We start from the raw sequence: 5,437 nt of genomic DNA, 5'->3' as shown, positions 1-5,437 counted from the left end.
AAGCGCTATGCGCCGGTGTCGCTCGTTGCCTGCTTCGTGCTCGGCCTCGGCGTGATGGGCTGCGTGCAGGCCACCGACGTCGAACTCGGCACGCTGTCCGTGATGGTCGCAGGCGGCGTGTTCGGCGGGATCGCGTCGCGCAATTCGGCGCTGCCGCGGCTCGCGATGACGCAGGTCGTGCTCGGCGTGCTGCCGATCGGCGTCGGTGCGCTGCTGGCCCCTCGGCCGGGTGCCTGGCTGCTGGTGCCGCCGCTCGCGATCTATCTCGCGGCAATGCGCACGGTCGTCCAGCGCCACTACCGCGTGCTCGTCGCGCTGATCGCCGCGCGCCAGCGCAACGCCGAACTCGTCGCCCGCTTCGACGCCGCCCTCACCTACATGCCGCACGGCCTGTGCATGATCGACGGCGACAGCCGCGTGATCGTCGCGAACCGTCGGACCGCGCAACTGTTCGGCTCGCCGCGCGAGATCATGCTCGATACGCCGTTGCCCGCCGTGGTCGCCGCGCTCGGCACCGATGCCGTGATCGATCCCGGCGGCGCCGGCCTCGCCGCGCAGTGCGACAGCTGGCTGAGCCGCCACGAACCCGGGCCGCTCGACATCGCGCTCGCCGACGGCCGCCAGCTCGAACTGACGCGCCACCGCGTGCCGGACGGCAACGCGGTGATCATCGTCGAGGACGTCACCACACGCCGTCAGACTGAACAGCACATCCGGCACCTCGCGCGACACGACGCGCTGACGGGGCTGCCGAATCGCCACGAACTGCACGCCGAGCTCAAGCGAATGCTCGCGCGCCGGCCGCGGCTGCCGAGCCCGGCATTCGCCGTCATGTATCTCGACCTCGACGGTTTCAAGTCGATCAACGACCGCTTCGGCCACCAGGCCGGCGACGAAGTGCTCACGCAAGTCGCCGAGCGGCTCGGCAAGACGCTGCCGCCGGGCGAGCTCGCCGCGCGCATCGGCGGCGACGAATTCATCGTCGCGATCGACGACACGACGATGCAAGCGTGCTCGATCCTCGCCGCGCGGATCATCCGGCAGATTTCGGCGCCGTACGCGCTGTCGATCGGCGAGACCGTCTGCATCGGTATCAGCATCGGCATCGCGCTCGACGACGGGCACGGCTCGCCCGACGAGCTGATCCGGCAGGCCGACAGCGCGCTGTACGACGCGAAGTCGGCCGGCAAGGGCATCTACTGCTTCTACTCGAGCGGCAGCCGCCGCATGGCGCCGGCCGCCGCCAGTTGAACCGGCGACGCGGCACTCCGCCGCGCGTTCGTCCTTGCCGTACCCGCCGCACCCTCCCGCGATTCAATTCCGAAACACTTTGCCGGTTCGCACGTGGTGCCGTGCGTTCGCGTGTCACGTGACGTGTTCCGTAACATCGCCGTCCGGCATGCCGAAAGATGACTGCAGAAGCCCGCACGATCGAGGCCGAGTGCGGCATTTCGCGGTTGGCACTCTTATTGCTCCTTGATGGGGAAAGAACGTTTCAGGGAGCCCAACATGAATACCGTCGACGTCCTCGCACGAACCGAAATCATCGACGAACAGGCCGTGATCGACGGCGCCTCGCTGATCCGCCGGCTCGTGTCCGACCGCCGGATGCCGGCCGCGTACGAAGCCGCATGCATCGACAATCCGCCGCTCACGCTGTACGGCGCGTTTCGCCAGGGCGTCGCCGATCACGCCGCGCGGCGTGCGAATCCGTATCGCGCCGGCAGCCGGTTCTGGGCGCTGTGGGAAGAAGGACGTCTCGAAGCTGAAACATCCGGCCGATAAGCGCGTCATGCGCGCCGGCCCTGTCCCGACACGGGCTGGCGCGAAAGCCGGCGCGTGAATGCAGCCGGCCGGCACGCCGGCATGGCTTCATCGCTGCAACATCGCGCGGGCTCGCGTATCGGCCCTGCAACGCACGGCAGTGCGCCCGTCCGCAGTCACGCGCAGCCCCGTTGATCCCGCCTGCCGCGCGGTGCCGGTTTCCCCTATAAGATGGCAGATTCCGTTCATCGAACGATACCGCCATGACCGCCTCTTCCTCTCCCCGCAATCCCATCCACTGCGAAATCGATCTCGACGCGCAAGGCAAGCACGCGGGCTACCTGCGCCTGCCGCACTCCGTGCACCGCTCGGCCTACGGCTGGCTGCCGATCCCGATCGTGTCGATCCGCAACGGCGACGGCCCGGTCGCGCTCGTGATGGCCGGCAACCACGGCGACGAGTACGAAGGCCAGATCATCGTGTCGCAACTGATGCGCGAAATCGAACCCGACATGGTCAGCGGGCAATTGATCCTGTTGCCGATGGCGAATTTCCCGGCGGCGGATGCGGGCCTGCGCGTGTCGCCGCTCGACGAAGGCAACCTGAACCGCAGCTTTCCCGGCGACCCGACCGGCACGCCGACGCAGATGATCGCCCACTACATCGAGCATGTGCTGCTGTCGCGCGCGCAGTACCTGGTCGACCTGCATTCGGGCGGCAGCTCGCTGCTGTACCAGGGCGGCAACATGCTCGCGATCGATCCGCTCGACGCCGAAGAAGCCGCGAAGCTCAACGGGCTGCTGGTCGCGTTCGGCTTGCACAACGCGCTGCTGCACGCACCGAATCCCGTGCATTCGGCGTCGGCCGCGCGCCGGCAAGGCGCGATCTCGATCGTCACCGAGCTCGGCGGCGCCGGCATGGCCGATCCGTCGCTGATCCGGCTCGGCCGCCAAGGGCTGCTGCATTACCTCGGCTACATCGGGCTGCTGCACGGCGCGCTCGTGCCCGACGCGCCGCCGACCGTCCCGCGTTTCATGCGCGTCGACGGCGATCGCCATTTCGTCTATGCGTACGAGCGCGGGCTGTATGAACCGCTCGTCGAACTCGGCGATCAGGTGAAGGCCGGGCAGCCGGCCGCGTGGGTGCATTTCCCCGATACGCCGTTGCGCGAACCGGTGCTGCACCGGTTCAACGGCGATGGCGAGGTGGTGTGCAAGCGGGTGCCCGCGCAGGTACGGCGCGGGGATTGTCTGTTTCAGCTGGCGGAGTTGTCGACGCCGCCACGTGTCATCGAGTGAGGCACCCGACTGACGCGCTCACGACCATCGTACGCCGCCAGTGCGGACACGCTGACCGTCAGTCGGACGACACCGGCGACTCATTCCCCTGCGCAACGCCGGTTACGTATTCAAGGTTCTTCTACTGTTCTGCGCTTTGGCGGCACGGTAGGCCAGCGAATTCTGGCGGAAGTTGAAAGGCATGGAGCAACGCGCATAGCCTCTGAATCGGTTGATCGTGCCGACGGGCGCACCGGTCTTTGAGCTAGCTGGCCCCCGTCCAATGACCGTTTCCAGGTACGAACCCGGGGCCTCAGCGGCTAACCGGGGGCCCTTCCGGCCACTGACCGCCCCCGTCATATAGAATGACGCGCTTTGCCCGTACGCCTATGTGGTTCAAGAATCTCCAGCTTCACCGTCTTCCCGCACCCTGGGCCGTCACCCCCGACCAGATGGAAAAATGGCTGGCGCCTCACGCGTTCCAGCCGGGCAGCAGCGTCGAGATGCAGCGCGCCGGATGGGCGTCGCCGCGTGACGACGGCGCGCTCGTGTATTCGAACAACCGGCAGATGCTGCTGCTGTTTCGTGCCGAAAAGAAACTGCTCCCGGCGTCGGTCGTCAATCAGGTCACCAAGGCACGCGCGCTCGAAGTCGAGGAGCAGCAGGGCTTCAAGGTCGGCCGGAAACAACTGCGCGAACTCAAGGAGCAGGTGACCGACGAACTGCTGCCGCGCGCGTTCAGCATTCGCCGCGATACCCGCGTATGGATCGACACGGCGAATGGCTGGCTCGTCATCGATGCGGCGGCCCAGGCGCTTGCCGACGACGTCCGCAGCCTGCTCGTCAAATCGATCGACCCGTTGCCGCTCGCGGGCGTTCATGTCGCGCGTTCGCCGGTCGCCGCGATGACGGACTGGCTGCTGTCCGGCGAGGCGCCGGGCGGCTTCACCGTCGATCAGGACGCCGAGTTGCGCTCGAGCGGCGAAGGCGGCGCCACGGTGCGATACGTCGGCCACGCGCTGGAAGCGAACGACATGCGCCGGCACATCGAAGCCGGCAAGCAATGCATGCGCCTCGCGATGACGTGGAATGACCGGATCTCGTTCGTGCTGACGCCATCGCTGACGATCAAGCGCGTCACGCCGCTTGACGTGATCAAGGAAGCGGCGGACCCCACCGCGCAGAACGATGATGAACGCTTCGACTCGGATTTCACGCTGATGACGGGTGAACTGGCACGGATGCTGACCAGTCTCGTCGATATCCTGGGTGGCGATCAGCAGGACGCGATTCAGCAGGCGGCAGCGGCCTGAACGCTGTCGTCGTCGATCAGCGCCCCGCGCTGACGCGACGAATCGAGGAGAACCCGTCGCCACCATGGCGGCGGGCCCCGGCCTGGCGCGCACAAGCGTGACGAGCCAGCGCCGAATCGGCATCACCCGTCGGCCACGAAACGACACCATCCCGCCGGTCGTCCAGGCCGTACATCCATCAAACGGGCACGGCTCCCGCCACGCCCGTTCGCCCCACCCCACTCCCCCTGCAAGCCTTCTTCCACCTTCCGCGAAATCCTTATCGAAATTGCTTCGTTCGCCTTTGCCGGCCGCGCCGCTAACGTGTTCAAAACGGCGGCGGCGCGCCGGATGCATCGCACGAAGCACGACAGCCGCCGCCATCACGACAACTGCGTCGCGATAACGGAACAGACCGGACGGGCCGCGTGCCCGCACCCCGCCAGGAACGTCCGCATCGCGCGCCATTCGCGATGCCCATGGCCACGAACGACCGCATCATCGACACGACGCCGCTCGACGTCCGCGCGCAGCCGCTGATCGACGCGCTGATCGACGAGTATTCGACCCGTTACAACGCGTACCGCCCCGACAGCCGCGCGTCGGCCCGCGACGAACTCGCGCGCTATCCGGCCGAACTGTTCGCGCCGCCCGAAGGCGCGTTCGTGCTGCTGCTGCGCGACGGCGAGACGATCGGCGGCGGCGCGTTCAAGCGCTACGACGCGCAGACCGCCGAACTGAAACGCATCTGGACGCGCGCCGACCTGCGCCGCCAGGGCCTCGCGCGACTCATCGTCGAAGCGCTCGAACTGCGCGCCGTGCAACAGGGCTACCGCCGCCTCTACCTGACCACCGGCTTTCGCCAGCCCGAAGCGTGGGCGCTATACGACCGCACCGGCTATACGCGGCTGTTCGATTCGTCGATCGACCCGGAAGCGTATTTCCACCTGCGTTTCGGCAAGGATCTCGTCGATCCGTCGCGCACGTCGACGCTGGCCGACCTGTGGGCGCCCGTGCCCGAACCGGTGCTGCCGCGCTGAGCGCGCGACATCCCGCCTTTCATCTCGCCCTTCCCGCTTTCAACGATTCCACGCTGCCACGACA

Annotated in this window: 5 protein-coding genes; all 5 read left to right on the top strand. The window is 67.4% G+C overall.

All coding sequences use genetic code 11. The features are described from left to right. On the top strand, positions 1-1,251 hold a 1,251-nt coding region (locus JMF90_RS22335), incomplete at its 5' end, for a sensor domain-containing diguanylate cyclase (RefSeq protein WP_201325440.1). A 258-nt stretch (positions 1,252-1,509) separates the two neighbouring features. Further along, the gene (locus tag JMF90_RS22330) at positions 1,510-1,785 is read left to right on the top strand and encodes a hypothetical protein (protein WP_011547674.1); all 276 of its coding nucleotides are present in this window, start codon (positions 1,510-1,512) and stop codon (positions 1,783-1,785) included. A 242-nt stretch (positions 1,786-2,027) separates the two neighbouring features. Further along, positions 2,028-3,062: a succinylglutamate desuccinylase/aspartoacylase family protein gene (locus tag JMF90_RS22325; RefSeq protein ID WP_006479001.1), complete on the top strand. Its 1,035-nt coding sequence runs from the start codon at positions 2,028-2,030 to the stop codon at positions 3,060-3,062. A gap of 368 nt (positions 3,063-3,430) precedes the next feature. Then, a complete protein-coding gene (locus JMF90_RS22320) occupies positions 3,431-4,354 on the top strand; it encodes a recombination-associated protein RdgC (RefSeq protein ID WP_011547673.1) in 924 nt (307 codons plus the stop codon). Positions 4,355-4,812: 458 nt separating this feature from the next. Continuing rightward, positions 4,813-5,373, top strand: coding sequence for a GNAT family N-acetyltransferase (locus JMF90_RS22315; protein ID WP_041489392.1), 561 nt, complete (start codon positions 4,813-4,815; stop codon positions 5,371-5,373). Positions 5,374-5,437: the final 64 nt, after the last annotated feature.

Source organism: Burkholderia sp. E168m23, from assembly GCF_016586125.1.
GTDB classification, from domain to species: Bacteria; Pseudomonadota; Gammaproteobacteria; order Burkholderiales; family Burkholderiaceae; genus Burkholderia; species Burkholderia orbicola.
This window is presented reverse-complemented; position numbering and strand designations above follow the sequence as displayed.